Consider the following 207-nt stretch of genomic DNA (forward strand, 5'->3'; position numbering starts at 1 on the left):
CACCGCTGACGTCCGCAACGGCATCGATTACAAGGTGGCAGATCTCTCGCTGGCCGATTTCGGCCGCAAGGAGATCCGCCTGGCCGAGCACGAGATGCCCGGCCTGATGGCCCTGCGCCGCGAATACCACGATGTGCGGCCCCTGGCGGGTGCGCGGATCTCGGGTTCGCTGCATATGACGGTGCAGACCGCCGTCCTGATCGAAAC

General features: G+C 65.7%; 1 protein-coding gene. It reads left to right on the plus strand.

Annotated features, from left to right (window positions below; genetic code table 11):
- The coding region (locus tag WA675_RS27340) for an adenosylhomocysteinase (protein WP_336088341.1) at window positions 1-207 on the plus strand (207 nt) is incomplete at both ends.

This window comes from Nocardia sp. SSK8, assembly GCF_037034205.1.
GTDB lineage: Bacteria > Actinomycetota > Actinomycetes > Mycobacteriales > Mycobacteriaceae > Nocardia.